Raw genomic sequence first — 20,603 nt, 5'->3', positions numbered from 1 at the left:
AGACTGTCAGGAGCGCAACTGCGCCCCAATTTCAGAAACAAGATCATCCCGGCGCGCACCGGACTGCGCATCAAAGACGTGCAAGGCATCCGGCTCAAAGCCGAGTTCAATGGACTGACCAGGTGTAACCGGATCTGCGGTCGCCAACCGAACTTGAAACGCCGTATCAGCAACAACGCAGTCGGCGAGAATGTCCGCTCCAAGATATTCAACAGTACGGATCGTCGCCTCCAGTGGGCCACCCACCTGGCGGCGCATGGCTTCCGGGCGAACACCCAACTTGTGCGATGGCGCATTTTCAAGTTTTCGAAAGGCCGCTGCCGGGAACAAGTTCATCGGCGGCGTGCCGATAAACCGGGCTGCAAAGGGTGTGGCCGGCCGATCATAAAGCGTACGCGGGCCTGCGGCCTGAACCAATTGTCCCTTGTTTAACAGGACAACCTGGTCTGCCATTGTGATGGCTTCAACCTGATCATGGGTGACATAGACCATGGTAAAACCGAGTTGCCGTTGCAGCGCCCGGATTTCCACCCGCATTTCGTGGCGAAGTTTAGCATCAAGATTGGACAGCGGCTCGTCCATCAAACAGATCGGCTTCTCGCCGATAATCGCCCGGCCCAGCGCAACCCGCTGCTGCTGACCGCCGGAAAGCTGGCCGGGTTTCCGCTCCAGAAGCTGGGACAAGCCCAGAAGGTCAGCGACCTTCCGCAAGCGCTCATCGCGTTCCGCGCGGCCAACGCGGCGTACCTTCAAACCAAAGACGATGTTCTCTGCGACCGACAAGTGCGGGAACAACGCATAGGACTGAAACACCATCGACAAGTCTCGCTTGGACGACGGTGTGTGGGTCACATCGCTTTCACCAATCTTGATGCTCCCCGACGAAACGCTTTCCAGTCCGGCGATCATCCTCAAGGTCGTGGATTTGCCACAACCGGATGGCCCCAACAGAGCTGTAAAAGACCCCGCGGGCATTGTGATGCTGAGGTTATCGACGGCCACCGTCTCCCCCCAGACCCGGGAGATGTTCTCCAGAACGATCGGCTTACCGGCACTGGACAGGTCTGTCATTGTTCACCCTCCGCCGATCCGGGGAGATGAACAATGGTCTGTGCATCTTTCAAACTCTCCAGAAAGGCCTGAGGCACAGGCTTGTCGGTGAAAATATCTGTGACGTCGCTCAAGTGGCCGCCCCGAACGTGGGCACTCCGGCCAAACTTACTGTTGTCGAGAACAAGATAGGAAGTCCGGCAATTGGCCAGAATAGCCTGACGGGCCGCGACCTCGTCTTCATGGAAGTCAAGCAACGTGCCGTCTTCATCGACGCCGGCAACACCAAAGATGCCGATATCCACCTTGTAGTTCGCAAAAAACGACTGGGCAGATGACCCAAGAACATCCCTGTCGCCGTAGCGCAGCCGACCACCCGCAATCGTGACCTGAAAAGACGGATTGCTTGATGCACTGAACGCTACGTTCAAATTGTTGGTGAAGACCGCCAGATTCTCGTGGCCGGTCAAAGCCTGCATTACGATCTCAGGCGTTGTACCAATGGAAAAAGCTATGGACTGATTGTTTTCAACCCGAGCTGCGACCTGACGGGCGATATCCTGCTTGCCAGGAAGGTTCAGAATCTGCCGGGTGGAGTAGTGGATGTTGGCAGCGCGCGCCGGTGGCTCGACGCCACCGTGGGTCCGGCGCAGAATTCCGAGTTCACAAAGTCCGTTTACATCGCGGCGAATTGTCTGGGTTGTCACTTCAAACCGCTCGGCCAATTCATCAACTGAAGCAAATCCGGCTTTTTGAACCAGATCAGCAATCTCTGCCTGCCGTTTTGTGATATCAATTTGCCCGAGCATACGACGCACCCAACATTCCTGCCGCCGCTGCCATATCTCGTCCGACCAGGTACAAACAAATCCGGATCGAACCGCTCAGCGGCTGTTCCCAACAATCAATCATTTTCATATGAACCTTATTCGACGCTCATATGAAAATGCTATGACAGTTTCAGCCGTGAGTTTGAAAATTGTCGCAAAACGCCGAGCGAGTGTCTGGCTACCGTCGCCTCTCAGAAACGGAAATCAATTGCGCTCTGGAGGCTTCCTCGCAAGTCAGCGGTGCCCGTTTTGTAGAGATCGGATCCGCGCCGGAACCCTTGTCAATCAAAAAAACATCGAGTTATCGATAAGCTGCTGGAAAAAATTACAATTGCGAAACGCCGCTACGTTCGAAAACAGATCTCAGTGCTTGCAAGGCACTCAATCTATGAGCCTGGGCTATTTCGCTTGCTGCATTCTCATTACCACCTGAGAAAGCCTCTATTAAAGAGCGATGATCTGCATCCGCCTCAACAGGAGCGCCGTTCATTCGTGTGAGAACACGGACCGCCCGATGGATCTGATCCAGATTCAAACCGATTTCCCGCTCAAGGCGTGCATTGCTGTATTTGGCAATTATTCTGTGAAAGCGGTCGTCTTGATCAATCCATCCGTTCAGATCGTTCTGTTCCCGCGCAAGCAACGCTGCAGTCGACGCACACTCCAACTCGGCAAGCGCATCGGTTTTGTTTTCAAGTCGAGCAAGAATTGAGGCCGCCAGCCCCTCAAGCGCTGCGAGGATTTCCATCACCTCTATAAGGTCCTGAAGCTGGATGGACAACACCTTCGCCCCCCGCCGCGGGATCAACGACACCAACCCTTCTGCCTCCAAACGGATCAACGCTTCGCGGACTGGCGTGCGGCTCATTTCAAGACGGGCAGCTATCTCTGGTTCGGGCGCCTGAAATCCGGGCGCAAGTTCACCGCTAAGTATATCTGTTTTAAGTTTTTCATATGCGTTGTTAACGCGGGTCTCTTTGAAACGAGCAAGCATTGGCGGGCGAACCTGGTTCTTGTGGCACGGCACAAAACCCGCTTTGGACAGACGCTACCGCTCCTGGCCGTCTCATTGGCATACGAGAAGCAGCAGAATTGCATCAAACGAGTTTGTTGAGGGACGGTTCTGAGGCCAAATTCATTCTGGCATGTAAATTTTATCATTAAGATTTTATTTAAACACGTTACGTAACGGAATAGATAATACCACATTCGAAATAAGATATTGTTATTAAAAAATAAATTTGAAATACACTCAACATAAAATAATTCGTAAAACTGCCAATATGACATGCGGATAGACGCTGGAAGATTGGCGAAAACCTTCTGCCAGAAAACAACAACTTCACCTAAAATCCCGGTCAACCACACACACCAGCGGGAACGGTTGTTGCTTTGACCTTCTCAGAACTCGCGGATGGATATCACACACACGGTTTAAGCTATTGCCAGAGCTAGCGACCAAAGCCGAGAAAATACACGACCCAACATTTACATCAGAATTTATTACAATAGAGAAATAGACAATACGCAATAATCAAACAAAAACTGTTTGTTATTACTTTTAGCATAAGATTTAACCCAGTGCGTGGGGGCTTTTATGAACTTGACGACAGCTTTATTATCGTCAAACTACAATTCTGTACTGTTATTTTTTTCGCTGGCGCTTTGTATCGCCGGAGCGGTTTTTTCTGTTCAACTGATCGGCAAGTTAAACCAGAGCGTCGGCAAGGCACGTACCATTAGACTGATTTGGGGCTCTTTAGTATTCGGGATAACTCTTTGGGCTGCCGGCGTGTTTGCCGCAGCCGCACCCATTCCAACATCACAGACCGGATTTCAATCTACCACTTTGTTTGCCAGTCTATTTTTTGCGGTTGCCGGCACTTACGCAAGCTTTTGGCTTTCGCAATTCATCAACAATCGATTGATGTTGGCAATCAGCGGCACCGTCTTTGGCATGGTCAACGCCGTTACTTTTCTTGCAGTCGCAGTGTCTTTCAAAGTTGCCGGGATGCAGGCAGGAACGGCATCCGCAGGAGGGGGACCACTGGTGCTTGGAGCACTGTTTGGAGCCGCGCTGTTTCCCCTTGCACTCAACCTCGCGTCAAGAAATAGAGTGGCGTTAGCCGCGAGCTTTTTTTCCGTTCCCGCGATCGCCGCCCTACTTGTCGCACCGGTAACCGCCTCACCGGAGATACCATACTGGTTTCCGCCGGGAATGAACCTGCTGCCGGTGTCACAAACCCTCGTCATTGCGGTTTTGCTGCCTGTTCTCTGCGCCGTATTTGCAGCATCTGGAGATGCTCTCGATCACCATTATAAACACCAGTCACGCAGGGCCTATAGGCACCTGGCACTGCAGGATCCGCTCACCCATTTGCCCACCCGCCGGTACGTCGAAAACATTGCAGAACGACTTCTAAAGGATGCTGAGCAAAATGAGAAGATGTGCGCCGTTGTTCTTGTCAGCCTGGACCAGTTCAAAGCGGTAAACGAATTACACGGCTACGCGACCGGCGATGCCGTGCTCAAGCAGATGTCTATTCTCTTCCGGGCTCAGTTCTCTGAACCGGTTGTTATTTCGCGATTTTATGGCGACGAATTTCTGATCATCAATCCCTCGGCAAATACCCTTGACGAGGCCACACACCTGGCCCGTCAGGTCCGGGATTTGGCAAGACGGCCTATACAAACAGAAACCTACCGGCTTTCCGTTCAATGCAGCATCGGCGTCGCTGTATCGCCCAGGGATGGACAGAACTTGGCGCAATTGGTTCAGCGGGCAAATCTTGCTGCGAAACAGGCAAAATCCATCGGCGGGAACTCCATTCAGCCCTATGTAACCGGCATGGAGGAAAACAACCGTTGGGAAGCTGCGCTGGCAGCAGATCTCCGCTATGCGACGCTCGACAATCAGCTGAACCTTCTGTTTCAAAGACAAAACGAAACAAAAACAGGACAATTGATCGGCTACGAAGCTCTGGTGCGCTGGCGCCACGCAGAAAAAGGCCAAATCCCTCCGGAAGATTTCATTCCGATCGCTGAACGCTCCGGCATCATCCTCGATATCGGAGCATGGGTCCTGCGTGAGGCCTGCCGCGCAGCCGCGGATTGGCGGGATCCGGTCAGCGTGTCGGTCAACGCCTCACCCTCACAGTTCACTCGTAGCGACTTCAGCGGACTGGTCTCGACCGTCTTGCTGGAAACAGGCTTGAAAGCCGAGCGCCTTGAAATCGAACTTACCGAGAGCACTCCCATTGAAGACCATGAACGGGTGCTCCAGACGATCGTGTCGCTGCAGGAAATGGGAGTCCGGGTCGCCATGGATGACTATGGGACGGGTTATTCCTCGCTCAACACATTGCAGGCATTCCCCTTCGATAAATTGAAGGTCGATCGCGTTTTTACCCAGTCCCTTGAGCAAAGCCCGCAAGCCAGAGCAATCCTTCGATCTGCGATCCTGCTTGGGCACAGTTTCGGCATTCCCGTAATTGCGGAAGGCGTCGAAACAGAAAAGCAGTTGGATTTTTTGAAGGAGATGGGCTGTCAGGAAGTACAGGGCTTCTTCTTTGGCAAGCACTTGCTTCCGTCCCAAATCAAATCAGGCCGTGAAGACGAGAACAGACAAGTCGGTTAGTGATTCACAAGCCCCCACATCGGACAACCAAGCTAAATAATTAACAACACCAGCTTAGTTATTAATATTATCGCAAATTATCACAGTATGAAAACTACCATTTAGTTTACAAATATTAACCATAAACACTTGATTACACTTACTTTTGATTAACTATAAAACTTTACCTTGGTAGCAGATAACGAATTTGGTGCTGCTATGACAAACCTGAACGCATCCTTGAAAGCCGATATTGGTAGGCGCAACAACCGGCAAACGCTCTCGCGATTGCTGATGGTGAGCGTTGCCTTGGTGGGTGTCGTAATGTCAGGAACGTCTTCATATTCGCAATCACTTGAAGAGGCGATGGGCGCAGCATATGCGTTGAACCCCGGACTGAAAGCCGAACGCTCAAGATACCAGGCGACAAATCAAGGCGTCTGGACAGCACGGTCTGAGTTTCTGCCAACGGTTACAGGCAGCTATGTCGGAGAACACAATTCGTTTCGGAATACGCGAGACACATTGTCCAGCGACCGGGAGTATTTTCACGAACTCGGCGTCTCCATGTCGCAGACGCTCTTCCAGGGTTTTGCCGGTGTAAACCGTCTCAATCAGGCCCATGAAGAAGCCCAATCCGGCCGCAACCAGCTCATCGGTGCCGAACAGACGCTGTTGTTCAACACAGCGGATGCCTATTTGCGCGTGGTCCGGGACCGCGGCGTACTGGCGTATTTAAAGTCTTACACGAATGTTGTGCAGCGTGAGGTGAATGCTGCACGAGCACGCTACAAATCTGGCGATGCCACGCGTACCGACATCGAACAGGCTCTTGCCCGCCTCGCTGAAGCTCAAGGAAACAAAGATCAGGCCGTAGGCGATCTGGAAGCCTCTGAAGCGCTTTATGAGCGGCTGACCGGTCAAAAACCCGGTAAAATTGGCTGGCCGGGCATCCCCAAGACCATTGAACCGGCAGGCCTTGACGATGCAATCACAGTCGCCTTCCAAAACAACCCATCCATCCGCGCCGCGATGAATGACGCTCGGGCAGCACGCTATGCAGCCCGAGCCTCTGTGGGCGATATGTTGCCCCGGGTCTCCTTGGAAGGAGAATGGTCAAACGGCTACCGCCGGGACTTCAGCGACCGCGACCGGGAAGACTACCGGCTTGGCATTCGGGTCACGGCTCCCTTCTTTACCGGCGGCAGGAACATCGCGTCCGTAAAGCGCGCGAAGTACACCGCGGCACAGGAAGAGTATGAGCTGGACGATACACAACAGATCATCCGTGAGAATGTCATTCGGGCCATGAAACAGCGGGCGGCAGCGCGGCTTCGCGCAAAGGCCGGGGTTCGGGCAATCGAGGCCAACAAACGCGCAGTCAAGGGCCTGCAGGTTGAGTTTGAAAGCGGACAGCGTACATTGCTCAACGTTCTGGATGGCGAACGTGAGCTGCTGTTGAGCCAGGTCGACTACGTCCGGGCCCAGTATGATGCCAAGATTGCGGATTTCTTCCTATTGGCCAATATCGGCCGGCTGGCACCGCAGCACTTTGCGATTATCGAAGAGCGGCCCGCACCGCCATCCCGGATTATCCCCGAGTTCAATACTTGGGACTTGCGCCTAGGGCCAACGGAAAACGACCCGTATCAATCTGGCGTTATTGAAATCGCAGACACCGAACCGCTGATCGTTCAGGCAGAAGCACTTCCGCCGATCCAATAATCAAAAGCTATTTGAGAATCAAAAAGCGGGCTCCAAAGCCCGCTTTTTCATGTTGTTCAGGTCATCAGGATCAGGAGTATTGGATACCCTCGATCTCGGCAAAGTCGACGCGGCCGCCATCCGCAAGATCGATATGACCTCCGGAGTCTTGAGACAAGGACACCTCTCCGTTGAGCGGATCGACGTTCTCAATGCTGCCATCGGTCACGGTCACCGACCAGTCGGTCCCATATTCACCGATTTGGGTACCATCGGCGCCATCACCGAGATCAATGATATCAATCCAGTTTTCACCGGCACCGCCATAGATGGAATCGTTGCCGTCGCCCAGCATGTAGGCAAAGACGTCAGAACCGTCACCGCCGTTCATGCTGTCGTCGCCGGAACCACCATCGAGCGCGTCATCACCCGGGCCGCCAAAGAGGGCGTCATTGCCTCCCTCCCCGCTCAAGGTGTCGTCGCCACCCTTGCCGAACAAGGCGTCATTGGCACCTTCACCAATCAGCTCATCGTCATCTTCCGTGCCGACCTGGAATGTCGGGAGTTCGATGACATTGCTGTCTTCATCGTCGCTCTCGTCATCATCATTGCCGTCCTCATCATTGCTGGTGCTGCTGACTGATGAGGCAGCGAGCTCATAGTTGTCATCATCGCCGTAATCATCATCGTCATCACGATCATCATCATCGTCGGCTTGGCTAACGAGTGGGGTATCATCGCTGCTATCGTCAACATCGATGACATCCAGCGTGATGGTCTCCGTATCCGAAAGTCCACCGCTGTCGGTCGCCGTTACATCGAGCGTGATGCTCTGCTCTTCTTCAAAGTCCAGCGAGACACCATCCTTGAGCTTGAGCATGTAACCGCTGCCATCGGACACCACTTCGAACCGGTCATCAGAAACCGTAAATGTATGCGTGTCGTCTGCGTCGGGATCAACGACTGACAAAGCCACAACACCAGCACCAGAAGAGTTCTCGGCGACATAAATGCCGTCGTCGTCGGTGTGACCATGTGGCTTACCGTCCTCGTCGTCATCATCGTGATCATGCGAGCCTTTCGGGCCATCTTTGATATGACCGTGATGGTCATCATGATGATCATCTGTATGACCGCCTTTGCCTTTATAGACAGCGTCACCCACGATGAGATCGGGCGCAGTATTACCGCCTCCGTCACCATCCGTTACCTCAATCGGGAACGTCGCCGACGATTGCGACCCGTCGCTGGACGTTGCGGTAATCACAACATCGATGGTTTCACCCGGGGTCAGGGTTGCGCCATCAGCCACGGTCACAACTCCGGTGTCTTCATCAATGTCAAACCGGCTGTCGTCGATCGTGTAGGTCACCGTGTCTGCGGCATCCACATCTTCTGCCAGCGCGGTCAATCCGACCAGTGCACCAGCAGCAACAGAAGCGGCAATAAGGTTCTTGGAAGAATCGGCATCCTGAACCGGGCCGATATCTGTGTTCGGCACTGCCGGTCCATAATCATCTCCGTTGACCGTGATCTTCAGATTTGCAGTGTCCGTGTTACCGGCACTATCCGTGACCGTGTAGGTGAACACCTCGACATCAAAATCCCCTTGGCCAAGTGCCTGCGCGGCCGGGCTGTCGGGATCAAGGATGTATGTATACGTACCGTCCGAGTTGATCAGCAGCGATCCGTAGTCACCCTGGATGGTCGAGCCTGGCGCATAGTCCTGGCCGTCGAAGGAGACATTCGTGACCGTCAGAGCACCTTCCGCATCCGTGTCATTGGTAAGAACATTGCCTTCCACCTTCGCGGTCTGACCGGAAGAGTCGGCCGTTTCCGTTGCGCCCCATCCGCTGTCGTTCATGACATAGGCATCCGGGATGGAAACAGTCCCTGTCTCCGGGTCGATCTGATAGACACGCCCGCCATTGGTGAAGGCATAGAGCTGGCCGCCTTCGTCGCCGACCAAACCAAAGGCGTTCGACACTGGCAACGTCGCAACTACATCAATGGTCGCCCCGGTATCCGGATCGATTTCGACAATTTTGCCGTTCGACGCCGACAAGTACAGTTTGTCGCCAGAGAAGGCCAAGTCGCCCGCAGAGCCATACTCCATCTGACCGATCTTGGTCAGACTGCCATCGTTCACGTCGACTGAGTACAGTTTCCCGGAAGTATCCGCAGCGTAGAGCGTACCATCCGGCCCGAACTCCAAAGCGTTCATCGACGTTCCGAACCGAGAGGTTGAAATGAGCGACGCCTCGCCAGTATCTGGATCAACAGAGTAGAGCTTGTTGAACGTGATACCGTAGAGGTTTCCGGAGTTGTCCAAAGCGATGTCCGTCATCGCACCAACACCGGTCGAGCCAATCACGACGTCCGATCCGTCAGAACTGATGAGATGGATTTCTCCGTCGTCATCGCTGTAATAGAACGATGTCTTGGTCAACCCGACTGTCGCCGCATCGTCATTTGCCACCGGCGGCTCATCAAACTCCGTGACATCAATCCGGAAGGTCTCAGTGACACTTGATCCATCTGTGGAAGTCGCGGTGACGTCCAGATCGATAAACGGTGTCTGCTCTGCATCAAAGCTGGCATTGTCCGCAACCGTTACCACACCAGTGTCCGGGTCGATTTCAAAACGGGCATCCGTGATCGCGTAGGTCACGCTGTCCCCGACATCCGGCTCATTTGCGAACGCCGTCAAACCAACAACAGTGCCGGCCGTTGCGCCCTCGGCGATCACATTATCCGATGTGTCGCTATCAATGAGATCAGTGAGCGGAGTGTTGGTCTCATCGATGTCAATGACATCGATCACCACGACTTCCGTGTCGGAAAGACCGCCCTGATCAGTCGCAGTTACTTCCAGAGTAACCTGCGTTTCAGTCTCATAATCGAGCGCCTGATTGTCCTTCAGCTTCAGGACATACTTGTCCCCTGCAACAACAACCTCGAACCGGTCATCAGACACCGTGAACGTGTGGGTGTCCCCAATATCCGGGTCGATGACCGACAACGGGGCGATTTCCGCACCGAAGAATTCTTCAACAACAGCAGTCCGGTTGTCGGAGACAATGGAAACACTGTCGATCAACGCACCACCGTTGTTGTCAGAACCGATTTCAACAAAGGTCAGCGTGTTGGAACCATCACCGGATCCACCGACAATGTTGTAGTTGTAGGTCTGCCAACCGGTTCCAGTGGTCGCCGGATCAATCGTGTCGATCAGCTCGCCATTCCAGTAAACCTCGGCAACACTCTGACCAACACCGCCACGGGACTTCATATCAAACTGAAGCTCGTAGACCTGACCTTCCATCTGGCCTTCGATCTGCTGCGATGCCCATCCGTTCGTGACCGAAGCCAAATCCAGATGGTGATTGCCATCAGTAGCGCCGAAATTGTTGTGGCCCGCCTGATGCACATCAACGTTGTCATAGGACCAGCCGTCGATCGAGTTCGGATCCTGGTACCAACCGGACCCATCCGAACCGCCCAACTGTCCATCAAAGTCCTCAAAGCTGCCGTTCACGATGAACTGCTTCGAACCAGTTTCCAGTTCAACGATGAGATCCGGCGGCTCGTTGCCGTCGGTGACGTCGATCGAGAAGGTCTTGCTGGACGACGATCCATCCGTGGAGGTCGCTTTCACGGTCACATCGACAGTTGGCTCGATCTCTGCGTCAAACTGCGCACCGTCCTTGACCTTGATGACACCCGTGGTCTCATTGATCTCAAAGCGGTCACCGCCACCGGTCAGCTCATAGGTGACCGTATCGGTCGCATCTTCGTCCTCGGCAAAGGCCGTGATGCCGGTGTCTTCGCCGCCATCCGCGGTTTCGGAGATGGTGTTGTCGCTTGTATCAACATCCGTGACCGGACCGATGTCGAACTCGTCTTCATCGCCAACTTCAACCGTGAAGGTCTTCGTTGTGGACGTCCCGTCTGTGGACGTCGCCTTGACCGTGACGTCAATCGACGGCGTGGTTTCACGGTCGATATCCGCACCTGGTGCAACCGAGATCACACCAGAGGTCGGATCGATCACGAACGGTGAGGTCTGATCAACAATCTCATAGGTGACGGTGTCAACAGTATCCGGATCGGTCGCAAACGCCGTCACGCCAACAACGGTGCCAGCATCGGAGTTTTCCGCAACCAGGTTGTCACTGTTGTCGCTGTCGGACAGCGGGCCAATCGGCTCTTTGCTCTCATCGACATCAATCACATCGATGATGATGGTTTCCGTGTCGGACAATCCGCCGCTGTCGGTGGCCGTCACGGTAACGCTCACCTGCGTTTCAGTCTCATAGTCGAGCGCCTGGTCGTCCTTCAGCTTCAGGACATACTTGTCCCCAGCAACAACAACCTCGAACCGCTCGTCGGACACTGTGAAGGTGTGTGTGTCGCCCTCATCCGGATCAATTACGGACAGAGGAGCAGCTTCCGCACCTTCGACTTCCTCAACGATCGTTGTCCGATACTCAAAGTCGGTTGTTTGTGTCTGGAAGACAAAATCATCAAAGTCTTCATCGCCATTGTTGACCAGGTCTTCGAAGCCGATTGTAACGCCGCTTTCAACCGTGTGATCCACGCCATCGGGATTGAGGCTTGCGTCACCGGAGAAGTAGACATTGGCATCTTGCCCGGTCAATGGCGTGCCGTCCTGTGCAACGGCCTGCCAATTGCCATCTCCGTCCTTCTGGAACGTGACCATGTCGCCGGCGGCGATGCCCGGGTTCTTGTCGGCGCCGTCCGGGATCAGGAAATAACCGATGTTGGCTGCATCCACGTTCGGAAAGGACACAGTCGCCGTCTCGCCAGGGGTCAGCTCGTTGCCGTTGGTCCAGACGATCTGGCCGGCAACAGGATCCCCGTTGGCGTCCATGACGAACACACCGAAGGAGTTGCTGTAGCCCGCCGCTTCAGATGTAAAGGTAATGGTGGCACTGACGCCATCCACATCGCCGGTCTCGAAGGTGAGATCAGGCGCTTCGTTCACATCCAGGATCTCGACCGTGAACGTCCCGGTTGAAGACGAGCCATCGGACGAGGTCGCAGTGATCTCAACATCAACAGACTTGGTCTGCTCGTAATCAAAGCTGACGCCCGGCTTGACCGTCAGAACACCGGTATCCGGATCGATATCGAACCGCGGGTCGTCGGTCGAATAGGTCACCGTGTCCGATGCATCCGGATCCTCGGCGAAGGCGGTAATACCGACCTCTTCACCGCCCGTGCCGTTTTCCGCAACCGCGTTCAAGTCATTGTTCGACTTGTCGGTATCAACGACCGGTCCAATATCACCCTCGTTCTCGTCGATATCAATTACATCGACAATGACTGTTTCAGTGTCAGAAAGACCACCGCTGTCAGTTGCGGTAACCTGAACGGTAACCTGTTGCTCGGTCTCATAGTCGAGCGCTTGGTCATCTTTCAGCTTCAGCAGATACTTGCCATCTGCGGCCACAACCTCGAACCGGTCATCGGACACGGTGAATGTGTGCGTATCGCCAACATCCGGGTCGATGACGGAAAGCGGCGCGACTTCCGCGCCCTTGAACTCTTCCAGGATCGCAATGCGGCCATCAGCTTTGATCGACACGGTGTCGATGTAGGTGCCATGGCTGTTGTCAGAGCCTTTTTCGACAAAGGTCAGCGTGTTGGTGCCGTCACCCGACCCACCAACGATATCATAGCTGTAGCTTTGCCAACCACCGCCACCATCGGTCGGATCAATAGTGTCGATGAGCTCACCATTCCAGTAGACCTCGGCAACGCCTTCACCGGACTTGTTGCCACGCGAGTTCATGTTGAAGGACAGCGTGTAAACATGTCCGTCCAACTGACCTTCGATCGTCTGGGAGATCGTGCCGTTGTCGTCGGCTGTCAGGTCGAGACGATGCGCACCGTCCGTTGTGCCTTCGCCGTGACGCGCAGACTGGTGAATATCGACATCATTGTAGGTCCAGCCCTCAATGGTATCCGGTGTGTCGTACCAACCGGTGCCATCTGTGCCACTCAAGGTTCCGGAGAAATTCTCGAAACCACCATTGATCACCAACTCGTTGGACGCATTCTCCAGTTCAACGATGAGATCCGGCGGCTCGTTGCCGTCGGTGACGTCGATCGAGAAGGTCTTGCTGGACGACGATCCATCCGTGGAGGTCGCTTTCACGGTCACATCGACAGTTGGCTCGGTCTCGGCGTCAAACTGCGCACCGTCCTTGACCTTGATGACACCCGTGGTCTCATTGATCTCAAAGCGGTCACCGCCACCGGTCAGCTCATAGGTGACCGTATCGGTCGCATCTTCGTCCTCGGCAAAGGCCGTGATGCCGGTGTCTTCGCCGCCATCCGCGGTTTCGGAGATGATGTTGTCGCTTGTATCAACATCCGTGACCGGACCGATGTCGAACTCGTCTTCATCGCCAACTTCAACCGTGAAGGTCTTCGTTGTGGACGTCCCGTCTGTGGACGTCGCCTTGACCGTGACGTCAATCGACGGCGTGGTTTCACGGTCGATATCCGCACCTGGTGCAACCGAGATCACACCAGAGGTCGGATCGATCACGAACGGTGAGGTCTGATCAACGATCTCATAGGTGACGGTGTCAACAGTATCCGGATCGGTCGCAAACGCCGTCACGCCAACAACGGTGCCAGCATCGGAGTTTTCCGCAACCAGGTTGTCACTGTTGTCGCTGTCGGACAGCGGGCCAATCGGTTCCGCACCCTCGTCAATGTCGATGACATCGATCACAACCGTTTCCGTGTCAGACAGACCACCGGTGTCGGTTGCGGTGATCTGGACAGTCACCTGTTGCTCGGTCTCATAATCGAGCGCCTGATCGTCTTTCAGCTTCAGCAGATACTTTCCGTCGGCGGCAACCACCTCGAAGCGGTCATCGGACACCGTGAACGTATGCGTGTCGCCCACATCCGGGTCGATGACGGAAAGCGGAACAACCTTGGCGCCTTCCAATTCTTCATAAACGCCGATCCGGTTCGTGCCGGTCAGTTCAACATTATCGATGAACGCACCATAGGTGTTGTTGTCTTCACTGGTTTCGCGGAATTCCAGGACGTCATTGCCCCCTGTGCCAACAACCTGGAACTCAACTGTTTCCCAGTAGCCGAATGCCGGATCGACCGTAGAGACCAACTCACCATTCCAGTAGATCTCAACTGTGTTGGAAGCATCATCCCGCCGCGCCTGGACGTCGAAGGAAAGATCATAAACCTGCCCCACCGACGTCTCGACAGTCTGCGAGATGGAGTTGACGTTCTTTTCAGAATCGAGCTCGAGATGCTGCTCACCCTCGGTGGCCTTGATACCGCCGAAGTTGTCCCAAACCTCCATTTTGCCATTGCTGGTCCAGGCACCAGAACTGTCTTCAGAAAACTGGCTCCATTTTCCAGTGGCAACGTCGAAGGACTCGAACGAGCCGTTCTTGATAAGGTTGGTGCCTATGTCGCCATACTCAACGATGAGATCCGGCGGCTCGTTGCCGTCGGTGACGTCGATCGAGAAGGTCTTGCTGGACGACGATCCATCCGTGGAGGTCGCTTTCACGGTCACATCGACAGTTGGCTCGATCTCTGCGTCAAACTGCGCACCGTCCTTGACCTTGATGACACCCGTGGTCTCATTGATCTCAAAGCGGTCACCGCCACCGGTCAGCTCATAGGTGACCGTATCGGTCGCATCTTCGTCCTCGGCAAAGGCCGTGATGCCGGTGTCTTCGCCGCCATCCGCGGTTTCGGAGATGGTGTTGTCGCTTGTATCAACATCCGTGACCGGACCGATGTCGAACTCGTCTTCATCGCCAACTTCAACCGTGAAGGTCTTCGTTGTGGACGTCCCGTCTGTGGACGTCGCCTTGACCGTGACGTCAATCGACGGCGTGGTTTCACGGTCGATATCCGCACCTGGTGCAACCGAGATCACACCAGAGGTCGGATCGATCACGAACGGTGAGGTCTGATCAACAATCTCATAGGTGACGGTGTCAACAGTATCCGGATCGGTCGCAAACGCCGTCACGCCAACAACGGTGCCAGCATCGGAGTTTTCCGCAACCAGGTTGTCACTGTTGTCGCTGTCGGACAGCGGGCCAATCGGCTCTTTGCTCTCATCGACATCAATCACATCGATGATGATGGTTTCCGTGTCGGACAATCCGCCGCTGTCGGTGGCCGTCACGGTAACGCTCACCTGCGTTTCAGTCTCATAGTCGAGCGCCTGGTCGTCCTTCAGCTTCAGGACATACTTGTCCCCAGCAACAACAACCTCGAACCGCTCGTCGGACACTGTGAAGGTGTGTGTGTCGCCCTCATCCGGATCAATTACGGACAGAGGAGCAGCTTCCGCACCTTCGACTTCCTCAACGATCGTTGTCCGATACTCAAAGTCGGTTGTTTGTGTCTGGAAGACAAAATCATCAAAGTCTTCATCGCCATTGTTGACCAGGTCTTCGAAGCCGATTGTAACGCCGCTTTCAACCGTGTGATCCACGCCATCGGGATTGAGGCTTGCGTCACCGGAGAAGTAGACATTGGCATCTTGCCCGGTCAACGGCGTGCCGTCCTGTGCAACGGCCTGCCAATTGCCATCTCCGTCCTTCTGGAACGTGACCATGTCGCCGGCGGCGATGCCCGGGTTCTTGTCGGCGCCGTCCGGGATCAGGAAATAACCGATGTTGGCTGCATCCACGTTCGGAAAGGACACAGTCGCCGTCTCGCCAGGGGTCAGCTCGTTGCCGTTGGTCCAGACGATCTGGCCGGCAACAGGATCCCCGTTGGCGTCCATGACGAACACACCGAAGGAGTTGCTGTAGCCCGCCGCTTCAGATGTAAAGGTAATGGTGGCACTGACGCCATCCACATCGCCGGTCTCGAAGGTGAGATCAGGCGCTTCGTTCACATCCAGGATCTCGACCGTGAACGTCCCGGTTGAAGACGAGCCATCGGACGAGGTCGCAGTGATCTCAACATCAACAGACTTGGTCTGCTCGTAATCAAAGCTGACGCCCGGCTTGACCGTCAGAACACCGGTATCCGGATCGATATCGAACCGCGGGTCGTCGGTCGAATAGGTCACCGTGTCCGATGCATCCGGATCCTCGGCGAAGGCGGTAATACCGACCTCTTCACCGCCCGTGCCGTTTTCCGCAACCGCGTTCAAGTCATTGTTCGACTTGTCGGTATCAACGACCGGTCCAATATCACCCTCGTTCTCGTCTCCGACCTTGACCCGGAAGGTATTTTGCGACGTCGAGCCGTCTGTGGACGTGGCTTTGACTGTCACATCAATAAACGGCGTGGCCTCCCGATCTATCTGCGCGTCAGGACCGACGGTGATAAGACCGCTTACCGGATCAATCACAAACGGCGAGTCGCCTACGATCTCGTACGTCACTGTGTCTGATGTGTCTGGATCTTCTGCAAAAGCCGTCACACCAACGACCGTGCCCGGATCGGAATTCTCCACGACGAAGTTTTGTTCTGTGTCGGTATCGGTAACCGGCCCGATACCAAACTCGTTGGCATCGCCTACGGTGACACGGAAAGTCTCCTGAGAGGTTGATCCGTCAGTGGATGTTGCCTGAACTGTCACATCGATAAACGGCGTGGTTTCACGGTCGATGTCGGCACCGGGGGCAACAGTGATCACACCGGTCGTTGGATCGATGACAAATGGCGAGTCACCAATGATCTCATAGGTAACCGTATCTGTGGCATCCGGATCTTCAGCAAACGCAGTGACGCCAACGACGGTGCCCCCATCGGAGTTTTCTTCGACAAAGTTCGTCTCATCGTCGACATCGGTAACCGGGCCGATCTCGAACTCGTTTTCGTCACCCACCTGCACCCGGAAGGTCTGGGAAGAGGTCGACCCGTCGGTCGATGTTGCCTGCACTGTGACGTCGATGAATGGGGTCTCTTCCCGATCGATCACCGCGCCATCTTTCACCGTCAGAACGCCTGTGACCGGATCGATCACAAAAGGGCTATCACCTACAATTTCATAGGTGACCGTATCGGTCGCGTCTTCGTCCTCCGCAAAGGCCGTCACGTCGATGCCGGTTCCACCGATAGCGTTTTCCTGGACAAAGTTCGCATCTTCGTCTGTATCGATCACCGGACCGATCGGGAATTCGGAGTTGTCGTCACCGACGGTGATCCGGAACGTTTCCTGAGATGTTGACCCATCTGTCGATGTCGCCTGAACGGTTACATCAAAGAACGGCGTGGTTTCACGGTCGATTTCAGCACCTGGGGCAACACTGATGACACCCGTAACCGGGTCAATGACGAACGGCGTGTCGCCTATGATTTCATAAGTCACCGTATCGGTTGCGTCCGGATCTTCGGCAAATGCCGTAACACCGACAACGGTGCCCGGGTCGGAATTTTCCAGAATGAAGTTATCGGTCGTATCGGTATCGACCACAGGACCGATCTCAAACTCTGTGTTGTCGTCCCCAATCTGGATGATAAAGGTCTCGACAACGGAGGACCCATCGCTGGATGTTGCCTGAACCGTCACACTGATGGATGACGTTTCTTCACGATCAATGACAGCTCCAGGACCAACAGAAATCACACCGGTTTCCGGGTCGATCACGAAAGGAGAATCCCCGATGATGGAGTATGTGACATCATCTCCGTCCGGATCCTCTGCAAACGCGACCACTCCAACAGTTGTTCCTGGATCGGCATTTTCCTCAACGAAGTTCGTGTCGAGGTTGATGTCGGTCAACGGGCCGATTGGGCTACCGGGATCATCATCACCACCGCCGCCATCGCCGCCGACGTCATTGCCGCCGTCATCCCCATCATCGTCACCATCGTCATCGGCCAAGATCGTGGTGCCACCATCACCGGCGCCGCCTCCGCCGCCGCCGCCGCCAATACCATCACCAATGCCGTCGTCGCTTGTCGGAATGCCTTGACCACCGAGGTTGAATTGGGAAAGTCCTGCGTCCAGACCACGAGCTTCTGGAACTTCGCCGTTTCCAATTCCACCGACATCGCCCAAGCCGCCATCGGACGTTTCTGCAACATCTTGCAGCCCATCGGGGAGCGGCACATTGTCGTTGCGCTGCAAACCCAGACCATTGCGCGGACCATCCCCGCCCGCTGCACCGTTCAGACCGCCATCACCTGACAGACCTTCACCGTCATGGAGCGCGCCTCCGCTGCCTTCATATTCAAGAGGAACGGCTTGGAACAGGTTCGCAACAGTCGCCTCTCCCGTGTCCTCCGGGTTGATTGACAAGGAGTAGTCAGTTCCATCCTCTGGCTTATACGGGTCACCAGCCTGAGCTTCCGCACGGGCAGTATTTGGCGAATTCGCACCAGAATTGGTTCGCGCTGCCGCTTCTGCGCCCGCGCCTTCGGTCGGTTTGCCAGATGTTTTCGTGGTGTCGGTATCAGCCATGCTCGCACAAGCTCCATTAGATCATGGAGCCATTCGCGCAGGCTTGTCTTAACAAAAACCAACTACAACCTGTGAAATACCACTATATCTTGATGTAAATTAGCGACTTCCATAGTTCTTGGTAAACGCTTTTGAAACACTTGCGCGCCTTAATAGAGATAGGAGGCGCCAAGTATGGTCAATTTTATCAGCAATGCATTAGCTAACACTACGTTACCTCAGCTGAAATTTCATTCATCTGAGACAGGGGAGCTAGTTAAGGCACCAAATTTACCACGCCCTGTGGTAATAGCCTCGATACTGATTAATGTATTGGGCTTGGCGATGCCCCTCACAATTCTCCAAGTCTATGATCGAATTCTTCCGAACCATGCGACCGATACACTTGTGGTGCTGATTGTAGGTCTTGGAATCGTTCTGGCCGTAGATGCGGTTCTAAAAATAGCACGGTCTTTTGTTGTCGGGTGGTCTGCGGCGTCTTTCACACACAAGGCCAACATGGAGGCCACCCATCGGCTGCTCTGCTCCCGTTCAGACGCGGTGACGGATGCCAGTGTGTCCAAGCATCTGGATTCGCTCAAATCGCTCCAATCCCTGGGAGACCAGTACGGCGGCCCCGCACGTCTTTTGGCGATTGACCTTCCAGCAAGCCTCATATTTCTTGTTGTTCTGTTTCTGATTGGCGGTCCAATCGGCTTCATTCCGCCGATCCTGCTGCTGATTTTTGTATTGCGAACCGCGCACCTGAATTCGAAACTTACTGCGCTCGTCGAAAAACGCGCTACCCAGGATGAACGCAAGTATGACTTCATTTTTGAGGTTTTGTCCGGATTAAACACGATCAAGGCAATGGCGCTGGAGCCGGTGATCCTGAGGCGATTTGAACGACTGCAAACCCAGGTCTCTCGCCTCGGCTATGATCAGATCGACCTGAATAACAAGGCGCGGAACAGCAGCGGCTTTTTTACCGTTTTGACCACCGTTTGCGTCGTGTCCGCGGGGGCACTTCTGGTGATGGGCGGCTTCATCAGCATTGGCGCAGTTGCCGCGTGTACGCTGCTTGCAGGTCAGGTTGTCCAGCCCCTCTTGCGGGGCATCAATCACTGGACAGAGATGCAGCGCGTTAAACACGACTATCGCGCCGCTCAATCCCTGTTCGATCTTCCGATGCAGAGCAAGCAGCAGTCACGGGATATTCCGGTCATCGGGAACATCCAGCTCCACAATGCAGGTTTTGATTCCAGGCACGAGGTGATCGTCCCGATCCATGGCCTGAACTTGTCGGTCAATGCTGGCGAGACAATTGCCTTCGAAGGCAAAGATGGCAGCGGGCGCTCAACACTCTCCCGCTTAATTTCCGGTAGCCTGGAGCCAACCTCGGGATCTGTCATGCTCGACGGTCATGATCTGTACGGTGAAGATCATCGAAGTCTTCGAAAACACATTGCCTATGTTGGCAATGACTCTGAGATGTTCGCCGGGACGATCCTGCAAAACCTGACCTTGTTCGGCTCTCAATCGACACCCCACACGGCACGAATGGCCGCAGACCTTATCGGTTTGGAAAAGGACATTCATTTGCTCCCGCTGGGTTACGACACACAGCTGGGCAATGCGATTGAAGAGAACCTTACGGATTCGATGATCCAGCGCATCGCAATTGCACGCGCACTGGCCCGCGAGCCCAAGGTCTTGATCCTAGATGATGCAAACGGCGCCCTTGATCACCGCAGTGAGGCGGAGCTTGCGGAGGGTTTGAAACGTGTCAAAGGCCAACTGACCATGATCATTGTCAGCCATCGCCCATCCTTCCGGGCGATCGCGGACAAACAATACCTGGTAGAGGACGGGAAGTTGAAGGCAGTGCAAGCAAAACCCGCCACGCCGAAAAAATACAAGCTTCAGCCGCGCGTGCGCAATGAAACCGCCAAAATGAGCCAAGGAGCCTGAC

General features: G+C 54.6%; 7 protein-coding genes. 3 read left to right on the top strand and 4 right to left on the bottom strand.

Annotation, left to right across the window (positions count from 1 at the left end; genetic code table 11):
* Nucleotides 1-6 precede the first annotated feature (6 nt).
* From ACQY4Z_RS15630 to ACQY4Z_RS15620, 3 genes are all read right to left on the bottom strand, one after another.
* Nucleotides 7-1,071: an ABC transporter ATP-binding protein gene (locus tag ACQY4Z_RS15630; RefSeq protein WP_428522723.1), complete on the bottom strand. Its 1,065-nt coding sequence runs from the start codon at nt 1,069-1,071 to the stop codon at nt 7-9.
* Nucleotides 1,068-1,859: a DeoR/GlpR family DNA-binding transcription regulator gene (locus ACQY4Z_RS15625; RefSeq protein WP_428522721.1), complete on the bottom strand. Its 792-nt coding sequence runs from the start codon at nt 1,857-1,859 to the stop codon at nt 1,068-1,070. The genes ACQY4Z_RS15630 and ACQY4Z_RS15625 overlap by 4 nt, the downstream gene beginning before the upstream one ends.
* A 346-nt stretch (nt 1,860-2,205) precedes the next feature.
* Complete coding sequence (locus tag ACQY4Z_RS15620) at nt 2,206-2,874, bottom strand: GntR family transcriptional regulator (protein WP_428522719.1); 669 nt, start codon at nt 2,872-2,874, stop codon at nt 2,206-2,208.
* A 603-nt stretch (nt 2,875-3,477) separates the two neighbouring features.
* Here ACQY4Z_RS15620 and ACQY4Z_RS15615 point away from each other — a divergent pair.
* Nucleotides 3,478-5,517, top strand: coding sequence for an EAL domain-containing protein (locus ACQY4Z_RS15615; RefSeq protein WP_428522717.1), 2,040 nt, complete (start codon nt 3,478-3,480; stop codon nt 5,515-5,517).
* Nucleotides 5,518-5,715: 198 nt separating this feature from the next.
* Complete coding sequence (locus ACQY4Z_RS15610; RefSeq protein ID WP_428522715.1) at nt 5,716-7,221, top strand: TolC family outer membrane protein; 1,506 nt, start codon at nt 5,716-5,718, stop codon at nt 7,219-7,221.
* A gap of 70 nt (nt 7,222-7,291) precedes the next feature.
* Here the strand turns inward: ACQY4Z_RS15610 and ACQY4Z_RS15605 are convergent, their stop codons facing one another.
* Nucleotides 7,292-18,652, bottom strand: a complete 11,361-nt coding sequence (locus ACQY4Z_RS15605; protein WP_428522713.1) for a cadherin domain-containing protein — start codon at nt 18,650-18,652, stop codon at nt 7,292-7,294.
* Nucleotides 18,653-18,976: 324 nt separating this feature from the next.
* Here ACQY4Z_RS15605 and ACQY4Z_RS15600 point away from each other — a divergent pair, with 324 nt between their 5' ends.
* Nucleotides 18,977-20,602 carry a peptidase domain-containing ABC transporter gene (locus tag ACQY4Z_RS15600; RefSeq protein ID WP_428522711.1) on the top strand — a complete coding sequence of 542 codons (1,626 nt, stop codon included), beginning with the start codon at nt 18,977-18,979 and terminating at the stop codon, nt 20,600-20,602.
* Nucleotide 20,603 lies beyond the last annotated feature (1 nt).

Origin of the sequence: Roseibium sp. (assembly GCF_965276855.1) — a bacterium.
GTDB lineage: Bacteria > Pseudomonadota > Alphaproteobacteria > Rhizobiales > Stappiaceae > Roseibium.
Note: the sequence above shows the minus strand (reverse complement) of the source record. Positions and strands in the feature narration are given on the sequence as shown.

Bases quoted from the DNA above. Each gene is read 5' to 3' on its own strand.
- ACQY4Z_RS15605 (WP_428522713.1), bottom strand. From the start codon at position 18,652: ATGGCTGATACCGACACCACGAAAACATCTGGCAAACCGACCGAAGGC.
- ACQY4Z_RS15630 (WP_428522723.1), bottom strand. From the start codon at position 1,071: ATGACAGACCTGTCCAGTGCCGGTAAGCCGATCGTTCTGGAGAACATC.
- ACQY4Z_RS15610 (WP_428522715.1), top strand. From the start codon at position 5,716: ATGACAAACCTGAACGCATCCTTGAAAGCCGATATTGGTAGGCGCAAC.
- ACQY4Z_RS15615 (WP_428522717.1), top strand. From the start codon at position 3,478: ATGAACTTGACGACAGCTTTATTATCGTCAAACTACAATTCTGTACTG.
- ACQY4Z_RS15625 (WP_428522721.1), bottom strand. From the start codon at position 1,859: ATGCTCGGGCAAATTGATATCACAAAACGGCAGGCAGAGATTGCTGAT.
- ACQY4Z_RS15620 (WP_428522719.1), bottom strand. From the start codon at position 2,874: ATGCTTGCTCGTTTCAAAGAGACCCGCGTTAACAACGCATATGAAAAA.
- ACQY4Z_RS15600 (WP_428522711.1), top strand. From the start codon at position 18,977: ATGCCCCTCACAATTCTCCAAGTCTATGATCGAATTCTTCCGAACCAT.